Source organism: Actinoplanes sp. NPDC023714 (assembly GCF_040639855.1).
In the GTDB taxonomy this organism is placed as follows: Bacteria; Actinomycetota; Actinomycetes; order Mycobacteriales; family Micromonosporaceae; genus Actinoplanes.
In genome coordinates, this window is record NZ_JBFAAR010000002.1 from 1,410,023 (window position 1) to 1,432,389 (window position 22,367).

Annotated in this window: 22 protein-coding genes; 10 read left to right on the forward strand and 12 right to left on the reverse strand. The window is 71.1% G+C overall.

Annotated features, from left to right (window positions below; genetic code table 11):
- Positions 1–85 precede the first annotated feature (85 nt).
- Positions 86–703, reverse strand: coding sequence for a LuxR C-terminal-related transcriptional regulator (locus AB0G10_RS14755; RefSeq protein WP_360920345.1), 618 nt, complete (start codon positions 701–703; stop codon positions 86–88).
- Positions 704–1,062: 359 nt separating this feature from the next.
- On the opposite strand from AB0G10_RS14755, the gene AB0G10_RS14760 reads away from it, so the two are divergent.
- Positions 1,063–1,689, forward strand: a complete 627-nt coding sequence (locus AB0G10_RS14760) for an MSMEG_1061 family FMN-dependent PPOX-type flavoprotein (RefSeq protein ID WP_360920348.1) — start codon at positions 1,063–1,065, stop codon at positions 1,687–1,689.
- A gap of 112 nt (positions 1,690–1,801) precedes the next feature.
- Here the strand turns inward: AB0G10_RS14760 and AB0G10_RS14765 are convergent, their stop codons facing one another.
- The 6 genes from AB0G10_RS14765 to AB0G10_RS14790 form a co-directional block, all read right to left on the reverse strand.
- Positions 1,802–5,233 carry a TIR domain-containing protein gene (locus AB0G10_RS14765; RefSeq protein ID WP_360920351.1) on the reverse strand — a complete coding sequence of 1,144 codons (3,432 nt, stop codon included), beginning with the start codon at positions 5,231–5,233 and terminating at the stop codon, positions 1,802–1,804.
- A 59-nt stretch (positions 5,234–5,292) separates the two neighbouring features.
- Positions 5,293–6,534, reverse strand: coding sequence for a VanW family protein (locus AB0G10_RS14770; RefSeq protein ID WP_360920354.1), 1,242 nt, complete (start codon positions 6,532–6,534; stop codon positions 5,293–5,295).
- A gap of 94 nt (positions 6,535–6,628) precedes the next feature.
- Positions 6,629–7,693 carry a caspase family protein gene (locus AB0G10_RS14775; RefSeq protein ID WP_360920357.1) on the reverse strand — a complete coding sequence of 355 codons (1,065 nt, stop codon included), beginning with the start codon at positions 7,691–7,693 and terminating at the stop codon, positions 6,629–6,631.
- A 5-nt stretch (positions 7,694–7,698) separates the two neighbouring features.
- Complete coding sequence (locus AB0G10_RS14780; protein ID WP_360920360.1) at positions 7,699–8,634, reverse strand: hypothetical protein; 936 nt, start codon at positions 8,632–8,634, stop codon at positions 7,699–7,701.
- A gap of 10 nt (positions 8,635–8,644) precedes the next feature.
- Positions 8,645–9,355 (reverse strand): hypothetical protein, encoded by a 711-nt coding sequence (locus AB0G10_RS14785; protein WP_360920363.1) that lies wholly within the window; start codon positions 9,353–9,355, stop codon positions 8,645–8,647.
- Entirely contained in the window at positions 9,339–10,520 is a 1,182-nt protein-coding gene (locus tag AB0G10_RS14790) for a hypothetical protein (RefSeq protein WP_360920366.1), read from the reverse strand. Before AB0G10_RS14790 ends, AB0G10_RS14785 begins: the two co-directional genes overlap by 17 nt.
- Before the next feature lie 268 nt (positions 10,521–10,788).
- Between AB0G10_RS14790 and AB0G10_RS14795 the strand changes: the two genes are divergently transcribed.
- The gene (locus AB0G10_RS14795; protein ID WP_360920369.1) at positions 10,789–11,052 is read left to right on the forward strand and encodes a hypothetical protein; all 264 of its coding nucleotides are present in this window, start codon (positions 10,789–10,791) and stop codon (positions 11,050–11,052) included.
- Between the two features lie 26 nt (positions 11,053–11,078).
- Here the strand turns inward: AB0G10_RS14795 and AB0G10_RS14800 are convergent, their stop codons facing one another.
- Positions 11,079–12,203 carry an aminotransferase class V-fold PLP-dependent enzyme gene (locus AB0G10_RS14800; RefSeq protein WP_360920372.1) on the reverse strand — a complete coding sequence of 375 codons (1,125 nt, stop codon included), beginning with the start codon at positions 12,201–12,203 and terminating at the stop codon, positions 11,079–11,081.
- A gap of 56 nt (positions 12,204–12,259) precedes the next feature.
- Between AB0G10_RS14800 and AB0G10_RS14805 the strand changes: the two genes are divergently transcribed.
- A complete protein-coding gene (locus AB0G10_RS14805) occupies positions 12,260–13,444 on the forward strand; it encodes a cysteine desulfurase-like protein (RefSeq protein WP_360920375.1) in 1,185 nt (394 codons plus the stop codon).
- Positions 13,445–13,513: 69 nt separating this feature from the next.
- Positions 13,514–13,669 (forward strand): hypothetical protein, encoded by a 156-nt coding sequence (locus AB0G10_RS14810; protein ID WP_360920378.1) that lies wholly within the window; start codon positions 13,514–13,516, stop codon positions 13,667–13,669.
- Between the two features lie 60 nt (positions 13,670–13,729).
- Here AB0G10_RS14810 and AB0G10_RS14815 read toward each other — a convergent pair whose 3' ends face one another.
- Positions 13,730–14,653: a TIGR01777 family oxidoreductase gene (locus AB0G10_RS14815; RefSeq protein WP_360920381.1), complete on the reverse strand. Its 924-nt coding sequence runs from the start codon at positions 14,651–14,653 to the stop codon at positions 13,730–13,732.
- 50 nt (positions 14,654–14,703) lie between these two features.
- Positions 14,704–14,910, reverse strand: a complete 207-nt coding sequence (locus tag AB0G10_RS14820) for a hypothetical protein (protein ID WP_360920383.1) — start codon at positions 14,908–14,910, stop codon at positions 14,704–14,706.
- 97 nt (positions 14,911–15,007) lie between these two features.
- Between AB0G10_RS14820 and AB0G10_RS14825 the strand changes: the two genes are divergently transcribed.
- The 4 genes from AB0G10_RS14825 to AB0G10_RS14840 are packed head-to-tail and all read left to right on the forward strand — an operon-like array spanning position 15,008 to position 18,438.
- The gene (locus AB0G10_RS14825; RefSeq protein WP_360920386.1) at positions 15,008–15,451 is read left to right on the forward strand and encodes a hypothetical protein; all 444 of its coding nucleotides are present in this window, start codon (positions 15,008–15,010) and stop codon (positions 15,449–15,451) included.
- Complete coding sequence (locus tag AB0G10_RS14830; RefSeq protein ID WP_360920389.1) at positions 15,448–15,765, forward strand: transcriptional regulator; 318 nt, start codon at positions 15,448–15,450, stop codon at positions 15,763–15,765. The genes AB0G10_RS14825 and AB0G10_RS14830 overlap by 4 nt, the downstream gene beginning before the upstream one ends.
- 38 nt (positions 15,766–15,803) lie before the next feature.
- A complete protein-coding gene (locus AB0G10_RS14835) occupies positions 15,804–17,321 on the forward strand; it encodes a tetratricopeptide repeat-containing diguanylate cyclase (RefSeq protein WP_360920392.1) in 1,518 nt (505 codons plus the stop codon).
- Positions 17,322–17,346: 25 nt separating this feature from the next.
- On the forward strand, positions 17,347–18,438 hold the full coding sequence (locus AB0G10_RS14840) for a hypothetical protein (RefSeq protein WP_360920395.1): 1,092 nt from the start codon (positions 17,347–17,349) through the stop codon (positions 18,436–18,438).
- On the opposite strand, the gene AB0G10_RS14845 is transcribed toward AB0G10_RS14840, so the two are convergent.
- Together AB0G10_RS14845 and AB0G10_RS14850 are read right to left on the reverse strand one after the other, a co-directional pair.
- Positions 18,398–18,952, reverse strand: coding sequence for a hypothetical protein (locus AB0G10_RS14845; protein ID WP_360920398.1), 555 nt, complete (start codon positions 18,950–18,952; stop codon positions 18,398–18,400). The genes AB0G10_RS14840 and AB0G10_RS14845 overlap by 41 nt on opposite strands.
- A 68-nt stretch (positions 18,953–19,020) precedes the next feature.
- Positions 19,021–19,560 carry a hypothetical protein gene (locus tag AB0G10_RS14850; protein ID WP_360920400.1) on the reverse strand — a complete coding sequence of 180 codons (540 nt, stop codon included), beginning with the start codon at positions 19,558–19,560 and terminating at the stop codon, positions 19,021–19,023.
- Between the two features lie 205 nt (positions 19,561–19,765).
- On the opposite strand from AB0G10_RS14850, the gene AB0G10_RS14855 reads away from it, so the two are divergent.
- Entirely contained in the window at positions 19,766–19,927 is a 162-nt protein-coding gene (locus AB0G10_RS14855) for a hypothetical protein (protein WP_360920403.1), read from the forward strand.
- Between the two features lie 84 nt (positions 19,928–20,011).
- Positions 20,012–22,315, forward strand: a complete 2,304-nt coding sequence (locus AB0G10_RS14860) for an arylsulfatase (RefSeq protein ID WP_360920406.1) — start codon at positions 20,012–20,014, stop codon at positions 22,313–22,315.
- Positions 22,316–22,367: the final 52 nt, after the last annotated feature.

The following is a 22,367-nucleotide window of genomic DNA, read 5'->3' on the forward strand; positions in this document are numbered from 1 at the left end:
CGTCGGCTAGGATGCTAACCGCGCACGACCCCTATCGGAGCACCGCGACTAATGCGTTGGACTCCCGACTAATTGTCATTTCTATTCAACCGGCTTGTAGCCCGGATCCGATTCGGATCGGCAACAGGCCGTTCTCGTACGCCGTCGCCACCAGGGCGGTGCGATTCGGAACCCGATACTTGCTCAGCAGCCGGCTCAGGTGGTAGCTCACCGCCTGCTTGCTGTAGTGCAGCTCGTCGGCGATCTCCGAGGACGACTGGCCGTAGGCGAGCCGGCGGAGGATCTCGCGCTCCAGCCGGGACACGTCGTCCTCGTCACCGGCCACCCGCGATTCGTCGGCCCCCGCCCCCGGCTCCAGCAGCGAGGCGATCACGTCGTGGACCACCATCAGGGAGTACTTGGACATCCGGAGGGCCCGCACCGCGTCCAGGTTGCGCTCGACCGAGGCGACCTGCCGCTCGGTCATCGCCACCACGGCCCGCGTGAGGTCGATCATCGCCGAGCGGGGCAGCCCCATCTCGGCGAGCCTGCGGGCGGCCGACTTGAGCTCGGCGCGCGTCGGCTCGTCCAGGGACCGGCCGGTCAGGCAGCACCGGCGAAGCTGCGGCCAGACGCGGCGGAACACGCCCGAAATGACGTAGCCGGCTTCGTCCACTGTGTTCTGCGGAATCGACCGGAGGGCGACGGTGCGTACCGCGGTCAAGTACAGGTGGTCTACATGGGTGGATGCCGGACGGCGCAGCCGGACACGGTGAGTCAAGATCTAGCCCCCGTTTATCGAAAGATCAACATCGCGTCCACGCCGACGCCCACGGGCGACAGGGCGAGATCGAAAGCGATCTACGCCCGCCCAACCAGCACGACTTTAGCCGCTGACGGCGCGTACGCCAGAGCCGCATGGTTCCGAAAGTTTTAGAACTCGCAACATCCGGGCGTTGACTAGCCACGCAGCCTTCACCTGCGGGCCACCCGATTAGGTGATCGACTAAACCAGGACGCGCCATGGACCGAACACACGTTCGACCGTCTACTGTCGAGAGACGACGAACGGGAGGTCGCGGCATGTCCGTCTCGAGCATCATCGACGTCACGTCCGCCGGCGAACTGCGCGCCATCCTCGGCACACCGCAACAGCGTGTCGCCGAGAAGGACCGCCCTCGCCTGCACGAACTCGATCGGCGATGGCTCGCCGCATCCCCGCTGTGCCTGCTGGCCTCGTCGAATGCCGACGGCAGATGCGACATCTCCCCCAAGGGTGACCCGCCGGGCTTCGCCGTCGTGCTCGACGACACCACCATCGCGATCCCCGAACGACCGGGAAACCGGCGCGGCGACACGCTGTTCAACATCATCGGCAACCCCTACCTGGGAGCGCTGTTCCTCATCCCCGGGCGCGGCGACGCCCTGCGGCTCGACGGACGGGCGCGCATCGTCCGCGAGGCGCCCTTCTTCGACCGGATGACCCTGCGTGGCCACCGCCCCGCCCTGGCCATCGTGATCGAGATCGAGCACGTCTTCTATCACTGCGCGCGTGCGCTGCTGCGGTCCGCGGTCTGGGAGGAGCAGACCTGGGCACCGGACGCCGTCCCGCCGCGCGCGGTGATCGCCAAGGCGGTCGAGCGGCAGAACGAGTCGCTCGCCGACCTCGAGGAGTACTACGGCGAGCGCTACAGGGACACGCTGTACTGAAAGATCTGGGTGGCGGTCGCAAGTTTCAGCGCGGGTGGTCACGATCGGCCGCGGTGTGGTTTGATGATCGTGAGGCCGGACATCTTCCCCCGTGGATGTCCGGCCTCCTTCGTCAGCAGGTCCGCCGGTACGCGAGCTCCGGGATGTACTGCGACCACTCCTCGGCGGTGAGGCCGCGGCCGGTCATGGCGCAGGCGTACGCGTCGGGCTCGGACAGCAGTTCCCGGGGCACCGTGTAGTCCCAGAGCGTGACCGAACGGGTGCCGCCGGCCGCGAGGGTGCGCCCGTCCGGGCTGAACGCCAGGTCGGCGGTCCTGAGCTGGGCGTGCGCGAGCGTGGCGAAGCGGACCGGGGTGGTCCGGTCGGTGACGTCCCAGAGCCGTGCCTCGCCGATCCCGCCGGTCGCCAGGGTGCGGCCGTCCGGGCTGAAGCCCACCCAGCTCGCCGTGTTGTCGGTGGACTGGACGACGGTGACCCGGGTCGGATGCTCCGGATCGGCGACGTCCCAGAGCGCCACCTTCCCGCCGAAGCCGAGACCGGCGGCGAGGGTGCGGCCGTCCGGGCTGAACGCCACCGACATCACGGTCTCGCCGAGGGACGGCTGCGCCAGCAGTCGCGGCGCGGCCCGGTCGGCGAGGCCGTAGAGCGACACGTTGTAACCGGCGGCGACGGCCATGACCTGGCCGTCCGCGCTGAACGCGACAGAGTCGAGGATGCCGCGGTCGGCGACGGCGGCGAGGCGGGCCGGGCGGGACCGGTTGGTCGTGTCGAACAGCGTCGTCGTGCCGTCCGCGCGGCCGACCGCGAGGGTGTGGCCGTCCGGGCTGAACCGGATCGCGTACACCAGGGCCTTGTCGTCGTCGATCGTCGCGAGGGTCTCCCCGCTCGTGTCCAGCAGCCGCACCACGTGGTCGAGGCCGGCGACGGCCAGGGTGCGGCCGTCCGAGGTGGCGTCCATGAGCTGGATCCACCCGGTCGCCAGCGGCTTCGCGGCGCCCTCGACCGGATGGGCGGGATCGGTCAGATCCCAGGACACCGCGGTTCCCGGCGCGTCCGCGGCGAGCAGGGTGCGGCCGTCCGGGCCGAACGCCACCCCGATCACGTCGGCGGGCGCCGGCCGGATCATGGCGGCGACCGCGTCCCGGGCGAAGGCGCCCTTGGCCCGCCACAGCGTGGCCGACCGGCGTTCGCCCGCGGTGATCAGCGTCTTGCCGTCCCGGGTCAGCGCGACGGCCCTGGTCGATCCGTCGCGGCCGGTCACCGTGGTGAACCGGCCCCGCGGCACCGCCTGTCCCGGCACCGCGCCGAGCGTGAAGTTCGTCAGCGTCGTCGTGCCGCCCGAGTCGCTGAGGGCCAGCACGAGACCGTCGGCGCTGAACGCCATCCGGGTCGGGGTGGCGTCGCCGACCGCCGCCTCGGCCGAGATGCCACGCTTCGGCACGGCCGGGTTCCGCAGATCCCAGGGGGCCATCCAGCCGTACTCCTCCTCGACCGCCACCACGGCGAACTTCGGGTTGGCCGCGATGGCGCCGCCGGCCTTGGCGCCGGGGAGCGCGGCGAGCCGGACCGGGTGGGACCGATCGGCCAGGTTCCACACGACGGTCTCCGCGCCGCCGGTCACCGCGGTCTGCCCGTCCGGGGTGAACACCAGCGAGGACGCCGCCGGCACGGTGCTGAGCAGGCCACTCGTCAGGTCCCACAGGGTCGTTTCGGTGTTCCGGTTCGAGGTGGCGACGGTTCGCCCGTCCGGGCTGAACGACACCGCGAGGATCCCTGCTTCATCGTGGAGGGGCTTCATTCGTACGATGGAAGCCGGGTCTTCGATGTTGAGAAGTGTCGCCTCAGCGCCTCCGTCGGAGATCGCGAGGATCCGCCCGTCGGCGCTGGTCGCGAGCGTTTTGTCGCTCGTGCCGGTGGCCGGAAGCCGGGTGAGCCGGACCGGTTTCGCCGGATCCGCCACGTTCCACAGCGACACCGTCCCGCCCGCCTCGGCGGTGGCGAGCAGCCCGTTCGCGACGGCGACCACATCGGTCACGCCGCTGAGCGCGCCCGCGTAGTTCGTCGCCATGACCAGGTGGCCGAGCTGGTCCGCGGTCGCCGCGTCGGCGTGCAGGTGGTGCGCGGCCACGCCGAGCATGAGCGCCTTCTTCGGGTCGTCCGCGATCATGGCGCGGGCGCGGGCCACGAGGCGCTGGTTGGCCACGGTCCGCCGCTGCAGATCGGCCGCCTCACGCTCGCGGCGGGCCTCCGCGGCGGCCTCCTCGGCCAGCAGCTGCTGCTCGCGGGCGATCCGCTCCTGGCGCTTGCGCTCCTCGGTCGCCCGCTCGGCCAGCTCCTGGTGGTGCTTCGCGAGTCGCTCCTGTTCGCGGGCGCGGTCCTCGGCCCGGTCGGCGAGCTCCTGCTGGCGCCCGGCGTTCTCCTTCTGCTTCTCCGCCTCGTTCTCGTAGTGCTCGGCGTTCTCCTTCTGCCGCCGCGCGTCCTCCTCTTTCCGGCGCGCGTCCTCCTCGAACCGCCGGGCGTCCTCCTCGGCCCGCCGGGCGTTCTCCCTCTGGCGGCGGGCGTCCTCCTCGTGGCGGCGGGCGTCCTCCTGCTGCCGGCGCGCGTCCTCCTTGGCGCGGCGGGCGTTCTCCTGCTGGCGGCGGGCGATCTGCTTCTGCCGTTCCGCGTTCTCCTGCTGGCCGGCCGCGTCCGCCGCCGCCTCGTCGGCCAGCGCCCGCTGCTCCGCGGCGAGCCGTTCCTGCCGCTCGGTCTCCGCCGCGGCGCTCTCCGCCCGCTGCTCCTGGGCCGCGGCGTTCTCCTGCTGCCGCAGCGACTCCCGGGTGGCCCGCTCGGCGCTGCCCCGCTGCTCCGCGGCGATCCGCTCCTGCCGCAGCGCCTCCACGGCCGACGCGTTGGCCCGGCCGGCGGCGCGCATCGCCAGGACCCCGGTCATCGACGCCACCAGCACGAGCACCAGCACCGCCGCGGTGGCCGCCGACCACAGCCGGCGGGCGCGCCGGTGCTGGCGGACGTCCTCGCTCTCCAGCTCGTCCTTGCTGACGCCGTGCATCGGCGCGGCAAGCTGCGCGATCGAGTCCCGGAACCGGGCGTGCCGCAGCGTCAGGTGCAGGTCGTCGCGGGCCCACCGCAGGTCCAGGTAGAGCGGCTCCTCGGCGAACACCCCGCGCAGCGCGGCCGGCACCGCCGTGGAGTCCTCGGTGAAGTCGCCGCGCCGCTCGTCCCAGTGCCACTCGCCGTCGGTCAGCACCGGCAGGATCCGCTGCGGCGACTTCGTCGCGACCCAGTGCTCGATCTCCTTGTTCACCCACGGCGAGCGGGCCGCCTCCGGGGAGGCCAGCAGCACGAAATACTGCGAGCCGTCGAGCGCCGTCTGGATCGACGACCACAGCCCCGGCGTCACCGCCAGCCCGGTCTGGTCCCTGAAGATCCACAGTGCCCGGCGCCGGTGCCACGGCCGCGCCAGCCGGTGCAGGCCACGCTGCACGGCGGGCGCGAGACGCCCGTCGGCGGCGTGGCTGTACGAGATGAACCCATCGAAAGGCATGGCCCGGTCCCCGTGGTCGGAATCATCGGCGGCGACCGATTCTGCACGCCGGGACCGGCTCAGTCCAGGCCGGTGTAGGTCCAGTGCAGCGTCGTGCGGCCGGTCTCCCGGCCGTCGTCGTGCACGGTGCGGGTGACGCTGACGCCGAAGCCGCCGTTCCGGCCCGGGCGGCGCGGGCCGGTCGTCGACACCACCTTCCGGTCGCCGGTGTGGCCGTACAGGGCGACCGTCACCGACGTACCCGTGGTCGCCACCCGGATGACCACGGGCGCCTCCGTGTCGTTGCGGATCACCTGGTCGATGTGGCCCCAGTCGAGGGTCGCCTCCCGGCCCGGCGGGTAGCGCGAGATGTACTTGCTGTGCGGCTGATGCTCCAGCACCGGCAGGCCGGCGAACCAGGCGGCGTTGAACAGCGTCGTCGAGAACTGCGAGACGCCGCCCCCGAGTTGGTCCTCCAGCTCGCCCGCGACGATCGCCGGCGCCGCGACGAAGCCCCGCTCCCGGGTCCGCTCGCCCACCTTCGCGTTCAGCGAGAACGTGGTACCGGGCGCGATCACCGTGCCGTCCACCATCGCGGCGATCAGATGGATGTTGGTGACCCGCGGCTCGCAGCAGGCGTGCCGGGTCGTGAAGGTGCCGATCAGCTGATCCACACCGGACAGACCGGCCGGTTCGGTGCCGGGCGGCGCCGGCGTGCGCGGGATCGTCGCCTCGGTGCGGCCGCCGCCGATCGCGGTCCGCAGCACCGGCGCGGCGGCCGCCGAGTCGAGCGTCCAGCCGGCCGTCCCCTCGCTCCGGTCGACCCCGCGCGAGGACGCCGTGAACGACGCGTCGCCCTTCGCTTCGAGCCGCGGCTTCGGCGCGGCGAGCTTCACCGTCGCCGGGCGGGCCGCCCGGTCGTGGGCCGCGAGAGCCGCGCCGAGCTTCGCCGGGTCGATGCGGACCGCCGCCGGGATCGTGCTGTCCGTCGCCGCGAACGCGGCTCGCACGGTCGCCTCGGCGTCGAGCGTGATGCCGGCCGCCGCCGGATCGAGCCGGAACGTCTCGCCGGTTCCGCCGATCCGGACGGTGACCGGCTGCCCGATCCGCGCCCGCACCGAGGACTCGACCGCGGCCCGTACCTCGCTCTCCTCGAGCCCACCGGCCGGGACCCCGGCGATCGTCCGTCCCGCGGGCGTCAGCCGCGGCCGCCGCTCGGTCGCACAGGCCGCCGCCACGGCGACGACGGCGGTCAGGACGACGGCCACCGTCGTTACGATCACGGGTCGCCGGGGCGCGACGGCGTATGTCGTGCCGGTCATAGGGGTTGTGCTCCTTCAGGCGTGTTGATCACGCCATTGCAGCAAGCGGAGGCGCCGCACACCATGAAGAAGTCACGCAGTTCTGCTGTTCTGCTCACTCGACGAGGTTCAGGCCGCGACAGGCGAGGACGAACGCATCCACCACGTGGTGCTCGTCCTCCGCGGTCGCTTCCATCAGCTCCTCGATGAGCCGGCTCCAGGCACCGGCAGCCGGATACTCCTCCATGGTTCGGATCAACTCGGTCAGGTCGAGACCGGTCTCCGCGGGCTCGATGACCAGACGCGGAATCGGGTCGGGCAGCTGCCCGATGATCCATTGCGCACTCGCCAGCTCGGTCATGACGGGGATCGCCATCAGCCGCTCGACGAGATCCTGGACGTCACTGCGACTCAATGCCACGGCATGAGCACCAGGGGCACGAGGTGCCGCCTGCCGGTCGAAGCCGGGATGGCAGGCGTTGAACGCCAGCCACGGTTTCGAACTGTAGGAGGAGCCGTTGAATTCGTCGGTGACCGGTCTCTGACCCGGCGTACGGGGGCGAACCACGTCGATGACCGATGCGGCGGTCAGATGGACCGGGCACGAGTCGTCGACCTTCGCGACGCCTTCCCGCAGCACCTCGGCCAGAGCCGTGCTGAACCGCAGTCGGTATGCCGGCTCGTTGGGCGCGGCCCCGGCGAGAGCCGCGACGTTCTTGGAACCGTGTTTCGCCCGCGCGATCAGGGCGGTCGCCGCCATCGGCAGCGCCTCGCCCGCATGGCAGGTGTCCACGATGACGGCCAGGCTCTCCACCCCGGGCTCGAAGATCGCCTCGTTGAGCAGTTGGCTGACGTTCACGGACTTGCGCAGAACGTCGGGTTCCGAGCCCTGGCACATGAAGTACAGGGCGTTGTCGTCGCCGGTGAAGCCGTGCCCGAGGAACGCGAGGATCAGCGTCGCCGACGAATCCCGGGCACGCTCGATCGCGTGACGGACAGCTGCTTCGACATCGCGTGGTGTCAGTTCTCCTTCGGGAGACGGCTGCGGGTGATCGTCGACGGCGTCGGTGCAGAAACCGAGGCGAGGATCCAGCAGCACCTCACGCAGGTTCCGGGCCGCCTCGTCCAGGTTCTCCAGCCGGCCCATGGGCTCGCACTGCGACGCGACGACGAGCGCCAACCGGTTCATGGGGCCTTCATGGCCTCGGCCACCGGGCCGGCGACGTCGGCGTGGGCGAGGTACTTGATCGCGTCGTGCACCCACAGACCGTCGGAGTCGACCCGGTTGCTGACCGGCAGGACACCGGAGCTGCTGGGACGGACGCGCCTCTCGAGGATCGGGTTGACCGCGATGATGTCGTCACGGTCCCAGAAGTTCAGCCACCGTCCGACGCACTCGGGCGTCCGGGGCGGGCGCGGACGGACCCGGGGCCATACCGCCGAGCGCATCCCGAGAGGCGAGCCGACCGTCACCAGCAGCGGAATCGCCGTGCTCGTCTCGTGCAGGGCTTCCAGGGTGACGACCGAACCCAGCGAGTGCGCGACCACCACCGCCGGCCGGTCGTCGACGGTGTCCAGCAACATCTGCCGGATCCGCACGTCCAGCGCCGCCCCGTCGCGTGGCTCACCGCGGCCGAGATAGCGGGCGACCTGCTGGAAGTCCCAGACCATGGCCTTCGCCGTGAGCCACTGACCCGCGCGGCGCATCGGCGGCACCGCCAGCAGAGTGGTGGCCGCGTTGATCAGGGTGTTCACCGGCGCGCCGACGCCCTGCGGCTGATCGGGCGGATCGAGCCGGGCCGCCACGTCGTCGAGGATGACCCGTTCCCGCGGCGCGGCTTCCTCTCTCCGGGCGGCGACGATCTCGCGGAAGAACTCCGTGGCGATCTCCTGCTCGTCCGGCGGCAGTGTGAGATCGGCTCCCTGGGACTGGTCATCGCGCGTGAACAACGATCCGTACGACACGAACTCCACGTCATGGACGCCGTCGCGCAGGGCCGTGGCGAAGTCACCGTGTCCGGCCCGGGTGGCGCCGTCGGCAAGAGCGTCCACCCAGATGTCCCGGAACTTCGCAGCCTCCCGCGGTTTCCCGATGCCGTGGGTCAGGATCAACCTCGCCATGACACCACCGTCACTTCCGCTCGTCGATGTCGATCGTCTGGCGCAGCTTGAAGAGGGTCGCCGCCGAGTAGAGCCCCTTGCGCAGGGTGGCGTTCGGATAGATGAGCGACCGCGGGCCGACCACGACGCCCGGGTTCAGTACGGCGTTGCACCCAACCTCGACGTCGTCACCGAGAACGGCGCCGAGTTTGCTCAACCCGGTGTCCACCTGCTTTCCACCCGCCGGAATGAGGATGCTCCTGCGCCGGCCGTCCGGCTGCCGGCCACCCACGATCGGAAGGTTGCTCAGCTTGGTGCCGGCGCCCAGATTGACCCGGCGGCCGAGGATGCTGTCACCCACGTAGGCGAAGTGCGGCGCCTTCGCCCCCGGCAGGAACAGCGCGTTCTTGGCCTCGCTGGCGTGCCCCAGCAGGCTCCCGTCGAGGAAGACGCAGGCCTCACGCACGTAGGCGCCGTGCCGGATGGTCACCCCCGGACCGATGTAGGCCGGGCCTTTGACGTAGACGCCCGGCTCGATGGTCGCGTTCTCCGCGATGTAGACCGGCCCGTCGTCGACGACCGCCGTCCGGGCGACCGAGCCCTTGATGATCCTCTGGGACCCGAGCAGGGTGTCCACCAGCTCGGGCAGACTGCCGAGGATCTCCCAGACGGTGGCGAAGTCACCGAGCGGCCGACCCACGTCGATGCCCGCGACATCGAAGAAATTAGCGGGGTGAAACATCGCGCTCCTTTCGATTGTGGCCGACCCACGACTGCACGGCCTGCTCGGCCGCGTGCACGACGACGCGCCGCGGATCCTCGTCGGGTCGGCCGGTGACCAGCTCGTGCACGAAGGTGGCCATGAAGCGGCCCTTCGAGCCGATCCCGTGGGGCGGGGGCGCGCCCTGCCCCGCCACCTCGAACACTTCGCCGCCGAATAGAACGTGCGCCAGCGCCGTGCCGTCGCCAGCCCGGCTGCGGACCACGACGATCTGCGGCGGGGTGCGCTGACGAGCGAAGTAGGTCAGCGCCGCCGCGGGCCCGTTGCGCCGGTCCACCACGAGGCCGCACGCGGACATGAGCTCGCACAGTTCGGCGTCGGTGCACAGGTAGACGTCGACGAGCTGTTCCTCGAAGGCGAGTTGCAGCGCGGCGTTGGCGCTGGGATTCGCCTTCGCCTTGAAGCGTCCGTGCTCCAGGCAGACCAGCAACTTGTAGGGGAATCGCGCCAGCGTCTCGCGGAGATCGACGCAGAGTCCGGTGCGGAAGAAGCCGGCGATGTAGAGCACGCCACCCCGCTGCGCCCGCCGGCCGATGTGGTGCTTGATGTCGGACCAGCTCAGCCGGGCCACCACGCCGGTGTGGGTGAACGTCGTATGGAACTGCCCCTCGTCCTGGATGAGGTGCAGGGAGACCCCGCTCTGCCCGCCGCGATCGATTCGGGGGCGCCGGCCTCGGATCCAGGGTTCGCGCCGGATGATGGCCCGCAGCTGGTCGGACTTGCCCAGCCGGGTGTAGAGGCGGCTCTTGATCCCGGCACGCCGGTACAGCTCCTGGCCGAAGTGCAGAGCCGAGCCACCGCAGCCGACCACCGGAGTGTCCAGGTCGTAGAACTCGTTGTCCTCGAGCTTCGAAACCCGGACCGGGCGGATGCTGATGTCCAGATAGACCCCGCCGACCACCAGAAAGGGCGGTTTTCCCAGCTTGCGGAGTTCGCTGATGCGCCATGCCGCCGAGTAACGACTCCGCGGCCAGCCACTGTCCCGGCGCCAGTCGGGGACCAGGGTGTCGGCGACGGGTCGCAGCGCATCCCGCATCCGCGGCGACGGGCTGAACCACCGGTACAGGGTACTGATCGCCTGGGCCCGGTTGATCCACAGCGCGGTGGCGGACGCTCCGAGGAGCACCAGGAGCGTTATTCCGACGGGAGAGAGAATCGAGGAAGCGTCCATCACTTCCCTATCCACTGGAAGGGTTCGCCGGCGATGACGGCTTGACCGCGCGTCGAGAGCCGGGAGTCACGATCATCCTATCTGGAGTACCCAGGATGGATGACATCCATCGTTCCACCGATAGTCATCTGGTCGACGCGTGCTGGCGGATTCGCCCCGCTGCTGCTCCAATGAGCAGATGCCGCCGAGGACAACTCCGACCGGGGCCCCTGAGCCGACCACTGTGCCTCCTCCTGGCCTGGGCTACCGGTCGACGCCCCACCTGCGTGGCCCGTCGGCCGCGGTGGTGCTGTCATCCCTGATCGCCGGTGTCGTGATCGGCATCCTCGCGATGATGCTCGGCGCCACGCTCGTCGCCGGCGTGGGCATCCCGTCCGGCGCCGCCGGCACCCTCGTCGTTGCCGTCATCTCGGTGGCCTGCGCCTCCGCCGGCACCTGGTGGACGCAGACGACCCTCTTGCGGCGGTTGCCGGCACGCCGGCGCTGAAGCGCGGGCGCGATGCCTCGCCGCTGTCAGGCACTTTCGATCAGGGTGCTGACCAGGCGATCGGTGTCGGCCGGGGTGATGTGCAGGTGCGGGGATATCCGGATGGCGTCGCCGCGGCGGGCCACGAAGCAGTGCGCGGCCTTGAGCGCGGCGGCCGCCCGGTCCGCGCCGCCGCCGGGGACGCGGACGCCGAGCAGGTGCGGGCCCCGCGGTTCGGTGACGCCGAGGCCGGCGGCGGTCAGCCGGCCGGCGATGTCGCCGGTGATCGTGGCGAGGGTGGCGGCGATCCGGGCCGGGTCCCAGGCGAGGATCTGCTCGAGGGCGGCGATCGCCATCGGGGTCAGCTCGAAGAGGGTCCGGGCGCCCTGGTCGTAGCGGCGGGCGCCGGGCAGATAGTCGTCGCGGTAGTCGACGAGCCGGGCGAAGTCGTCCGAGCCGGCCCGCAGGATCCAGTTCTCCTCCAGCGGCCGTCCGTCCCGGTGCTGCTCGGCCACCCACAGATAGCCGCGCCCGAACGGTCCGAGCAGCCACTTGTAGCCCACCGAGATCACGAAGTCGGGCCGTACCACCGCGACGTCGAGCGGCATCACGCCCAGCGATTGGCTGGCGTCGATGACGAGAGAAGAGCCGACCTCATGGGTACGGGCGGAGACCCGCGCCAGGTCGACCACACCTCCGTCGGTCCAGTGCACGTTCGGCACCGACACGATGCCGATCCGCTCGTCGAGGGCGGCCAGCACGGCGTCCGTCCACGTCTGGCCGGGCTCGCGGGTCACGGTGCGGATCTCCGCGCCGGTGCGGCGCCAGGTGTAGATCCCGGACGGATACTCGTCGGCCAGGACCAGGATCCCCTTGCCGGCCGCCAGGGGCAGGTTGGCCGCCGCGACCGCGAATCCGTAGCTGGTCGCCGGCACCAGCGCGATCCCCTCGGCGTCCCCGGCCACCAGCCTCGCCGCGAGCGCCCGCAACCTCTCCACGTCGTCGAACCAGCCGGCCTCGGCGATTCCCCACGGCCGGGCGCGCCGCCGCAGCGCCGAGTCCCCCGCCTCCCGGACCGCGTGCAGCATCGGCGACAGGCTGGCCGCGTTGAAGTACGCGACCTCGTCCGGGACGTCGAACAGCTCCCGCTGAACCCCCCACGTATCGACCATGCCGGATGGTAACCCCGGCCCCGCGGCTCCCCGGCCCGCCGTGTTCTGATCGGTACATGATCTTCGACGTCGCACGTGCCCGGTCCGGCTATCCCGCCCTCGCGGAGGGTTTCGTCCAGCTCGACGGGGCGGGCGGCACCCAACCGGCCGCCGCGGTCATCGACGCGATCGCCGGCGTGATGCGCACCGCCGTGTCGAACCGCGGCACCGCCCACGAACCGGCCCGCCGCTCCGGCGAGATCGTCGCGGCGGCGCGGTCCGCGGTGGCCGACCTCGTCGGCGGCGTACCCGAGGGGGTGGTCTTCGGGCCGAGCGCCACCGCGCTGACCTACCTGGTGGCCCGCACCCTCGCGCGGGGCTGGGAACCGGGCGACGAGGTGGTGCTGTCCCGGCTCGACCACGACGCGAACGTGCGTCCGTGGGTGCAGACCGGCGCGACCGTGCGGTGGGCCGAGGTCGATCCGTCGACCGGTGAGCTCGACCCGCGGCAATACCGGGAACTGGTCGGTCCCCGTACCCGTGTGGTCGCTCTGACCGCGGCCAGTAACGTCGCCGGAACCATGCCGGCGGTGCGCGAGATCGCTGATCTCGCGCACGCCGCGGGTGCGCTCGTCTACGTCGACGGCGTGCACGCCACCGCGCACCGCCCGACCGACATCGCCGCGCTGGGCGCCGACTTCTACGTGACCAGCGCGTACAAATGGTCGGGACCGCACTATGCCGCGGTCGTGGCCGCGCCCGCGCTGTGGGAGACCCTGCACCCGGTCAAGCTGATCCCCTCCCCCGCCCGCGTCCCGGACCGCTTCGAGCAGGGCACGCTCAGCTTCGAACTGCTCGCCGGCATCACCGCGGCCGTCGAGCACCTGGCGTCTCTCGTTCCCGGGGAAGGTGACCGCCGGTCCCGGCTGCTGGCGAGCATGGCGGCGGTTGCCGAGTACGAGGACCGGCTGCTCGACCGCCTGCTCACCGGACTGTCCACGATCGACACGATCACGGTGCTCCCGGCGCCGGCCGGCCGCTGCCCCACCGTCTCCTTCCGCGTCGCCGGCCAGACCCCCGCCGCGACCGCGCAGGCCCTCGGCGCCCAGGGCATCTGCGTCTCGCACGGCGACTACTACGCCGTCGAATACTTCACCGCGGCGGGCCTGCGCGACTCCGGCGGGGCGGTGCGCGCGAGCCTCTACCACTACAACACCGAGGCCGAAGTGGACCGCCTGCTGGGGGCGCTCGGCGGATCCTGATTGGTATTTCGAGGGGTTGGGTACAGGTGGGTCGGCGGGAGAGACCCGCCGACGAAACGGAGCACAGTCATGCTGGTACTCGGACTCATCCTCTTGCTGTTGGGCATCCTGCTGAAGGTGTCGATCCTCTACACGATCGGCATCATCCTGTTGGTGGTCGGCGCGGTGCTCTGGATCCTCGGTGCGGTCGGCCGCCCGGTCGGTGGTCGAAAAGTCTGGTTCTAGCTTCTCCCTCCCCCTGGCTTTCCTGCGACTGGCTTTTCTGCGACGACAAGGGCGGCCCGCTCATCGGCGGGCGGCCCTTTCGCGTTTCTTCAGCAGGTTCGCGACGGCCGGTTCCAGCTCGGGATACTCGAAGCCGAAGCCGGCGTCCTGCAGCCGGCGCGGGACGCAGTGCCGGCCGGACAGCGCCAGCATCGGGTCGGCGCGCAGCACGACCGAGCCGAGCCGGACCAGCGGCGCGGGCGCCGGCAGGCCGACGGTTCGCCCCATCGTGCGGCGCAGCGTCGCCATCAGGTCGGCGTTGCGGACCGGATGCGGCGCGGTGGCGTGCACGACGCCACTCAGGGCCGGGTCGTCGAGGCAGCGGCGGACGATCGCGCACATGTCGTCGATGTGCAACCAGCTGATCCATTGGCGACCGGTGCCCATCGTGCCTCCGAGGCCCCAGCGTACGAATCCCGTCAGCCGATCGAACGCCGGCGTGCCGGGGTCGAACACGATGCCGGTCCGCAGCGTCACCCGGCGCCCCGCCGCGATCCCCGCCGCGGCCTCCTCCCACGCTCGCGCCACCCCGGCCATCTGCGGCGGCCCCGCGGCCGGCGGCGCGCTCTCGTCGAGCACCGCCTCCCCGGCGTCGCCGTAGATCGCCAGCGTGCTCATCTGCACGAGCACCGGAACCGGCCGATCGAGCCCGGCGCTCGCCGCGGCGAGCGCCCTGGTGGGTTCGGTGCGCGAGCGGGTGAGCAGCGCGACGCCGGCCGGCGTGGGCCGCCGGAAGACCAGCTCACCACAGAGATTGACGACGGCAGCACCCACAAGCTCGGCGGCCCAGCCCCCGACGGTCCGCCCGTCCCAGTGCACCTGCCGCCCCCACTCGACCCGCCGCACCGACCGGCTCAGGATCACCACCTCGTCGCCGCGCCCCACCAGGTCCCGGGCGATCCGCTGCCCGAGCGACCCCGAGCCACCCGCGATCACCACCTTCATCGAGCCCACCTCCCCCTCCCGGCGACTTGAGCAGTCGCTCAAGACGGAGGCTACGCGCTCTTGAGCGATCGCTCAAGAGCGCAGATCGGCCTGGTCCGGCGCTGGTACGAGACCGCGGCGGCGACGAGCGCCCAGCCGTACCCGCCGAAGGCGAGCGACGCGGCCCCACCCAGTCCCAGCACGCCGTACTCGGTGAAGAAGGCGTAGACGAGGCTGCCGGTGCCGCACAGCGCCAGGGTCGGCGCGACGCCACCCATCGACCATGCTCGAAGTCTCGGCGACCCCAGCCGTGCTACGGCTGAGCGAGCACGCGGCCTTTGACTTTCCGTCTTGGAATGTGATTGGCTTTCCGTCATGGAAAACGATGCCGCCGCCCAGCTCGCCGCCATCACCGACGCCCGCGCCGCGGTGGCGGACCGGCTGGTCACGCCGTGGTGGTACCACCCGGTGCTGGGCCTCGCGGCCGCTGGCTACGTGGTCGGCTACAGCTTCGGCGGGACCGTGGTGCGGCTGGTCACCGTGGTGCTGTTTGTGGGGGTGGCGTTCGCGCTCGTCAGCGCCTACAAGCGGAAGACCGGCGTGTGGGTGTCCGGGCTCAACGCCGGCCGGGCGAGCCGGTGGGCGATCGCCATGGGCGTGGTGCTGGGTGTCGTCGCGGTGGCCGGGCTGGTCGTCGGGATGTACACCGATCTGCGGTGGCCGGTGTGGTGCCTGGCCGGCGTCACGTTCGTGGCGACCGTCCTGCTCGGCCGGCGGTTCGACGCGGCGCTGCGCGCGCAGCTGCGGGCCGGCGCGTGACCGAACCGCTCCCGGCTGCGGACCGGCGCGGGACCGAACCGTTCGACGAGACCATTCACGCCCCGAACCGGCTGCGGATCTGCGCCTTCCTAGACGCCATGAACAGCGCCGAGTTCAGCGTGCTGCGCGACATGCTGGGCGTGGCTGACTCCGTACTCAGCAAGCACTTGAAGGTCTTGCAGGACGCCGGCTATGCGAGCGTGGCGAAACCGACCGGCCGCGGCCGGGTGAAGACGTGGGTGAGCCTCACGCCGGCCGGGAAGAAGGCGTACGCCCGGCATGTGGCGGCGCTGCGCGCCCTCTTCGACGGCTGACCCTCAGGTTCCAGTTCGGGCAGCCGATTGCAGCGGCCGTGAGCACAGAGACGCTGCTGCACAGCGGCCGGCAGGCGCTCGACGCCGGGCACTTCGCGACGGCGCGGGTGATGGCCGAGGAGGCGGTCCGGACCGCGGGTGACGATTTCGCGCTGGCCGGTGCGCTGACCCTGCTCGCGGCGGCCCTGCACCGCACCGATGCGTACGCGGAAGGGCTCGCTACCGGCACCCGGGCGCTGCGTCTCTGGCATGAGCTGGGCGACCAGCGCGGCGAGTCGCTGACGCGCTCGACGCTCAGCCGGATCCTGGTCCTCGCCGGTGACATGGACGAGGCGCTCGGCGAGGCGATGGCCGCGCTCGAACTGGCCGACCTCGCCGCCGACCTGGACGCCCGCCGGGTGGCGCTGACCGCGGTCGGCATCGTCCACCTGTCGCTGCGCAAGCACGAGAGCGCGATGCAGTACACCGAGCGCGCCGCCGAGACGGCCCGGCTCGACGGTGCGGTCACGGCGCACGGGAACCTGATCGACACGATCGGCTGTGTCTTCCTGAGCATGGCGTACGAGGCCCGGGAGCGCGGCGACTCAGCGGCCGCGACCGCCTACGCGACCCGGGCCGCCGAGGAGTGCCGGCGCGCCGCGGAGATCGCCCGCGGGGCCGGGCACCGCTACTACGAGGGGACCGCGACCGGCAACCTGGCCGAGGCCCTCGCGGTGGCCGGGCGGCCGGAGGAGGCACTCGCCGTCATGGAGTCGTTCCGGGTCGACCCGGCCGTCGACGTGATCTCCATGGTGACCCAGTACCTGGACTGTCACGGCTGCATCTGCGCGGCGCTGGGCCGCTACGACGAGGCGATCGCGCTCTACACCGAGGCGCTGCGGCTGGCGGCCGGCGACAACACCGCGATGTGGTACTGCGAGCACCTCGCCGAGGTCTGCGAGCGGGCGGGTGACCTGCGCGCCGCCCTCGACTACCACAAGCGCTTCCACGCCCTGTTCAAGCAGGTCGCGTCGGAGAACGCCCAGCGCAGCGCGGACGTCGCGGCGATCCGGCTGGAGACGGCGCAGGCGATCAGCCGGGCCGAGGAGCTGCTGCAGCAGAGCCTCGAGGATCCGCTCACCGGGCTGGCGAACCGCCGGTTCCTGGACCATATGCTGGTGGCGGGGCAGCCGGGCCTGGCCGTTGCGATGATCGACGTGGACCACTTCAAGTCGGTGAACGACCGTTTCTCGCACCAGGCCGGGGACGAGGTTCTGCGGCGGCTCGGCGATCTGCTGCGTACCGCGTGCCGGCCGGGCGACACGGCGGCCCGGTACGGCGGCGAGGAGTTCGCGGTGCTGATCGGCGGTGACGCCGGGGAGTTCGCCGATCGGATCCGGGCGCGCGTCGAGGCGTACCCCTGGGCTGAGGTTCATCCGGAACTGGCGATCACGGTGAGCATCGGCGTCGCGGAGAGCACCGAGGCGGCCGGGCCGGAGGCGCTGCTCGCGCTCGCCGACAGCCGGCTCTACGCGGCGAAGCGGGGTGGGCGCAACCGGGTGGTGAGCCGGTCCTGAGATCCGGGCGTGCGAAGATCTGATCATGAGTACGGGCGTCGCCGTGGTCTTCCTCGCCGTCGTCGCGGGGCGGTTCCTGCTGCCGCTGCTCATCCCGTACTTCCCGCTGCCGGCCGTGATCGCCTGCCTCGTGCTCGACGGCGTCGACCAGACGATCTTCCAGGCGTTCGGGTACGACCCGCCCGGCTACCAGTCCTACGACAAGGCGATGGACGTCTACTACCTGGCCATCGCCTACCTGTCGACGCTGCGCAACTGGACGAGCGAGGCCGCCTTCAGGATCTCCCGGTTCCTGTTCTTCTACCGGCTCGCCGGGGCTCTCCTGTTCGAGCTGACGCAGGCGCGCTGGCTCCTGCTGGTGTTCCCCAACGTCTTCGAGTACTTCTTCATCGCGTACGAGACCATCCGGTCCCGCTGGTCGCCGGTCACCCTGCTCACCACCTGGTGGCTCAGCGTCGCCGGGGTGATCTGGGTGGTCGTGAAGCTGCCCCAGGAGTGGTGGCTGCACGTGGCCCGGCTCGACCTCACCGACGAGATCGCCGCCCACCACTGGATTCTCGGGCTGATCGTGGCCCTGCTGGCCGGCCTCGCGATCACGTTCCAGCGGCTGATCCGGCCACGTCTGCGCCCGGTCGACTGGGACTGGCGCATCCGCCCCGAGCCGCTGCCGGAACAGATGGACGAGCCTCATGAGCAGAGCGCCTGGCGTACGAAGAACGACGCGGTCTGGTCCTGGAACACTTTCGAGAAAGCGCTGCTGCTCGGCCTGATCTGCTGCGTCTTCGCGCAGATGCTCCCCGATTTCACGGGGACCACGACCGAGCTGTTCATCGGCGTCGGCATCACCGTCGTCCTGAACGCGGCCATCTCCCTGGCGATGGCCCGGCGCAGCTGGACCATCCGATCCACGGCGCTCGCCTTCGTCGCCCGGCTGCTGCTCAACATCGTCCTGGCGAGCGTCGCGAACCGGCTGCTCGGCCGGCAGCTCGACGGCTACGACACGCTGTTCTTCCTCATCATGATCTCGCTGATCACCACGCTGCACGACCGCTGGCGGCCGGTGCACGGATACCGCGTCATGACCGCACCTGCCGGCGCTGGACCAGCCAGCCGGTAGTGGCGAGCGCCAGCCAGACGACGGTCGTGAGCGCCGCCTCCACCTCGCTCGCCGGATCACGCAGGAAACCCAGCGGGTCCGGGAACGCCCGGGCCAGGCCGCTGAGCACGAGCGCCGCGCCGCCCAGGGCGCAGACCACCGCGAGCGCGCCCCACCGGAACCGCTGCGTCACCAGGCCGCCGATGAACCCGGCCGCCGCCACGAACAGGATCAGCAGGACCACGCTGCCGCCCTCGGGCTGCAGCAGCCCGAACACCTTCGCCCCGATCACCGCGCCGGCCAGCCCGCCGACGAAGAACAGCCCGGCCCGGAAGACGAACCGCGCCAGCAGCAGCGCCACCAGCCCCACCGCGACCGCGACGACCAGCGCCGTCAGGAACGAGGCGCCGAACGGCTCGGTGATCAGCCAGCCGATCGCCAGTCCCGACCCGAACACCGCCAGGTTCAGCGACCGCACGCCGGCGAAGCACAGCAACACCCCGATGAGCAGCACCCCGAGACCCGACGTATTCACGGCTCTCAGGGTCCGCGATCGCGGTGGGCGGCCGCTTCCCTCGCCGGGGATGATTCGCGGCGCACGGGTCAGGCGTCGCCGAGGAGGGCGAGCGGGTACGGCGGCGGGGGCGGGCCGGCACTCACACCGGTGCGGGGCGGGATCGGCCACCCCGGAATGATCGACATGTCGCCGGTGAGTTCGAGGGCGGTGATCGTGGCCAAGTCCTGGGTGGCCTGCACGAAGCCCTCCACCCACATCAGCGTGATGGACGTCGTGCCGTTCCGGCGGTCGAAGAGGGTCCCCGACGTGTTCGGCGCGGTATGCGGATCGTCGCCGTGGGCGAGCCTGTTCCGGACCGCCTTCGCGTCGCGCAGGTAGGCGCTCAGTTGCGGCTCCTGGATGGTTCGCCACAGCCAGCGCCCGCCGCGACCGGGCTCGGGCTGCGATCGCACGCGAGCCCGCCACCGATGAGTCACGTCCGGAACGCCGAGATGCCGAGCGCACCGCTCCCGGATGCGCTCCACAGTGGCGGGAGTGCCCTGCCGGGGTCCTCCGTGGGCGCTGATCAGCTCGTTGAAGAACATCTCGAACGGCGCGTACGCCCGCAGGAACGCGCCGTACCTCATGCTCCGGAACTGAGGGTTTCTTCTGGCCGCGTCCTTGTCGGACCGGTGGATGGCGATCAAGTCCACCGGATCCGACAAACCAGATGCCAGGTTGTCCAGTGCGCCCCGAACCGCTCCCGCGTCCACCACGGCATGAGCGTACTGAACCGCCGCGCCGGCCTCGACTGTCGAGCCGGCCGGCGAGGCGAAGGCGACCGTCGACTACGTGAGCCGCGTCCTCGAGCGGGAGCGCGGCATCGTGATCGCCTCTCCCCCGCTGGAGGCGACCGCCTTCCAGGTCGAGAACGTCCGGTGGGCGTACGTCTTCTACGAGAACGGCCTGTCCGTCAACCGCGGCTCCTACTTCGTGATCAAGCAGGAGCACTGAAGTCCACCCTGGCGGGGTGAGGCCGGGGCCGATGTGGCGCCGTTAGCTTCGGGCTCGATGAGAGCGGCCGGAGCGAGGAGCGTCATGAGTCCACACGAGGTGTTGCCCTTCCCACCGACGCCGTCGGCCAGCACCGCGGGCCGCACGGTGCAGGAGTCCACCTACGAGCGCCGGGCCGAGCCGCGCCGGCTGGCGGAGGACGCTCCGAACATCGTCGTCATCCTGATCGACGACGCCGGGCCGGCGCTGCCGGACACGTTCGGCGGCGAGGTGCGCACCGACACGCTGACCCGCATCCACCGGGAGGGCATCGGGTACAACCGGTTCCACACCACGGCGATGTGCTCGCCGACCCGGGCGTCGCTGCTGACCGGGCGCAACCATCACCGGATCGGGAACGGGCAGATCGCCGAGCTCGCCAACGACTGGGACGGCTACGCCGGCGAGATCCCGAAGAGCAGCGCGCTCGGCGCCGAGGTGCTGCGCCAGTACGGCTATTCCACGGCGGCGTTCGGCAAGTGGCACAACACGCCCGCGGTCGAGACCACCCCGGCCGGCCCGTTCCACAACTGGCCGTCGAACATCGGCTTCGAGTACTTCTACGGCTTCCTCGCCGGCGAGGCCTCGCAGTACGAGCCGAACCTGGTGCGCAACACCGACACGGTGCTGCCGCCGAGGACCCCCGAGCAGGGATATCACCTCAGTGAGGATCTCGCCGACGACGCGATCGGCTGGCTGCGCAAGCACCGGGCGTTCCGGCCGGACAAGCCGTTCTTCCTGTACTGGGCGACCGGCTGCCTGCACGGCCCGCACCACATCATGAAGGAGTGGGCCGACCGGTACGCGGGGCGGTTCGACGACGGCTGGGACGCCTACCGGGAGCGGGCGCACGCCCGCGCGGCCGAGAAGGGCTGGATCCCGCCGCACGCCGAGCTGACGCCGCGCGATCCGAGCCTGCCGGCCTGGGACGACATCCCGGAAGCGGAGCGCCCGTTCCAGCGGCGGCTCATGGAGGTGGCGGCCGGCTTCGCCGAGCACGCCGACGTTCAGGCCGGCCGGCTCGTCGACGAGCTGGAGAGCCTCGGGTACGCCGACAACACGCTGATCTTCTACATCTGGGGCGACAACGGCTCGAGTGGTGAGGGGCAGAACGGCACGATCAGCGAACTGCTCGCCCAGAACGCCATCCCCACCACGATCGACATGCACCTCAGGGCGCTCGACGAGCTGGGCGGCCTCGACGTCCTCGGTTCGCCGAAGGTCGACAACCAGTACCACGCCGGCTGGGCGTGGGCGGGCAGCGCCCCGTACAAGGGCATGAAGCTTCTCGCCTCCCATCTGGGAGGCACCCGCAATCCGATGGCGGTGCGCTGGCCGGCGCGGATCACCCCGGATCCGGCGCCGCGCAGCCAGTTCCACCACTGCAACGACATCGTGCCGACCATCTACGAGCTGGTCGGCATCACGCCACCCCGGACGGTCGGCGGCGTCCCCCAGGATCCGATCGACGGCGTGAGCCTCGCCTACACCTTCGACGAGCCGGACGCTCCCGGGCGGCTGCGGACCCAGTATTTCGAGATCATGGGCAGCCGGGCGATCTACCACGACGGCTGGATGGCCTCGGCGTTCGGGCCGCGCGCGCCGTGGATCCCCGGGCTGCCGGAGGGCATCGCCGACTGGACGCCGGACCGCGACCGCTGGGAGCTCTACCACCTGGACGAGGACTGGACGCAGGCGCACGATCTGGCCGAGGCGATGCCGGAGAAGCTGGCGCAGCTCAAGGAGGTCTTCGCGATCGAGGCGGCCCGCAACAGCGTCTACCCGGTCGGCGGCGGGCTGTGGGTGCCGATCTTCCATCCCGAGCTGCGGATCTCCACCCCGTACCGGGAGTGGAACTTCACCGGCGCGATCACCCGGATGCCGGAGTTCTGCGCGCCGGCGCTGGGCAACCGATCCAATCTGATCACCATCGAGGCGGAGATCCCGATCGACGCCCAAGGAGTTCTGTACGCCCTGGGCGGCGCCGGCGGCGGTCTGACATGCTTCATCGACGACGGCTACCTCTGCTACGAATACAACCTCTTCATCCTCATGCGCACCAGGATCCGCTCATCCCGCCGGCTCGACCCGGGCCCGGCCACCATCGAGATCGAGACCAGCGTCCTCGAGCCGCGCCCGGCCGGCCCGCTGGCGATCTCGCTGACCGTCGACGGCGAGAAGTTCGGCGCCGGGCAGGTCCCGGTCAGCGCCCCGCTGCTGTTCACCGCGAACGACTGCCTCGACATCGGCCGGTGCCTGGGCGGCCCGGTCTCGCTCGACTACTACGACCGCGCCCCGTTCCCCTTCACCGGCCGCATCGACAACGTCAACGTCCGCTACACGACCTGAGAGGCTCGTAGGGCGGGCGCACCAGCGGGTGTCATCCGGAAAGAGATTGATC

What these genes read in the sequence shown, in the direction of transcription:
- AB0G10_RS14850 (WP_360920400.1), bottom strand. Translation starts at nt 19,560, where the DNA reads ATGAGGTACGGCGCGTTCCTGCGGGCGTACGCGCCGTTCGAGATGTTC.
- AB0G10_RS14765 (WP_360920351.1), bottom strand. Translation starts at nt 5,233, where the DNA reads ATGCCTTTCGATGGGTTCATCTCGTACAGCCACGCCGCCGACGGGCGT.
- AB0G10_RS14770 (WP_360920354.1), bottom strand. Translation starts at nt 6,534, where the DNA reads ATGACCGGCACGACATACGCCGTCGCGCCCCGGCGACCCGTGATCGTA.
- AB0G10_RS14805 (WP_360920375.1), top strand. Translation starts at nt 12,260, where the DNA reads ATGATCTTCGACGTCGCACGTGCCCGGTCCGGCTATCCCGCCCTCGCG.
- AB0G10_RS14815 (WP_360920381.1), bottom strand. Translation starts at nt 14,653, where the DNA reads ATGAAGGTGGTGATCGCGGGTGGCTCGGGGTCGCTCGGGCAGCGGATC.
- AB0G10_RS14810 (WP_360920378.1), top strand. Translation starts at nt 13,514, where the DNA reads ATGCTGGTACTCGGACTCATCCTCTTGCTGTTGGGCATCCTGCTGAAG.
- AB0G10_RS14780 (WP_360920360.1), bottom strand. Translation starts at nt 8,634, where the DNA reads ATGGCGAGGTTGATCCTGACCCACGGCATCGGGAAACCGCGGGAGGCT.
- AB0G10_RS14760 (WP_360920348.1), top strand. Translation starts at nt 1,063, where the DNA reads ATGTCCGTCTCGAGCATCATCGACGTCACGTCCGCCGGCGAACTGCGC.
- AB0G10_RS14820 (WP_360920383.1), bottom strand. Translation starts at nt 14,910, where the DNA reads ATGGGTGGCGTCGCGCCGACCCTGGCGCTGTGCGGCACCGGCAGCCTC.
- AB0G10_RS14800 (WP_360920372.1), bottom strand. Translation starts at nt 12,203, where the DNA reads ATGGTCGATACGTGGGGGGTTCAGCGGGAGCTGTTCGACGTCCCGGAC.
- AB0G10_RS14785 (WP_360920363.1), bottom strand. Translation starts at nt 9,355, where the DNA reads ATGTTTCACCCCGCTAATTTCTTCGATGTCGCGGGCATCGACGTGGGT.
- AB0G10_RS14825 (WP_360920386.1), top strand. Translation starts at nt 15,008, where the DNA reads ATGGAAAACGATGCCGCCGCCCAGCTCGCCGCCATCACCGACGCCCGC.
- AB0G10_RS14860 (WP_360920406.1), top strand. Translation starts at nt 20,012, where the DNA reads ATGAGTCCACACGAGGTGTTGCCCTTCCCACCGACGCCGTCGGCCAGC.
- AB0G10_RS14840 (WP_360920395.1), top strand. Translation starts at nt 17,347, where the DNA reads ATGAGTACGGGCGTCGCCGTGGTCTTCCTCGCCGTCGTCGCGGGGCGG.